The sequence below is a fragment of the Pseudomonas sp. FSL R10-0056 genome (assembly GCF_009600105.1).
Classification (GTDB): Bacteria; Pseudomonadota; Gammaproteobacteria; order Pseudomonadales; family Pseudomonadaceae; genus Aquipseudomonas; species Aquipseudomonas bubulae.
In genome coordinates, this window is record NZ_WIWL01000106.1 from 1 (window position 1) to 347 (window position 347).

Here is a 347-nt window from a genome sequence, read left to right on the forward strand (position 1 = left end):
TCTCCGATATGGGCAAAGCTCATAAGTACTCCTTAACTTGGTCATTAGATGCGACCAGCGTAGCGCATCAGCCAGTCAGTCAGGCGGCCGGCCGGGGGGGCCTTTCTATTCGTTATGCTCTCCCGTGTTGCTAGTAGCAACAACCGGTCGAACGATATTTTAGCGGCTAAAATCCGGCGGCGGCTCGAGCCCGCAATTTCATGACTGTTCGAGCTGAAAGTCCCCCAATGTCCTCGCCATGAAAAACCAGGCACGCCCGGTGCGACTTGGTTTCAGCGTCCCAATCCTCCAGGTCATCGATCAGGAAGGAGTGCTTGCCTAGGTACGCTGCCGCCAGGTCAGCGGCT

The 347-nt window shown here is 56.5% G+C and carries 1 protein-coding gene; it reads right to left on the reverse strand.

Annotated elements, in window-relative coordinates; translation table 11 throughout:
• Positions 1 to 166 precede the first annotated feature (166 nt).
• Positions 167 to 347 (reverse strand): hypothetical protein (locus GHO42_RS25825; RefSeq protein WP_218575991.1); only part of this gene is annotated, 181 nt, incomplete at its 5' end.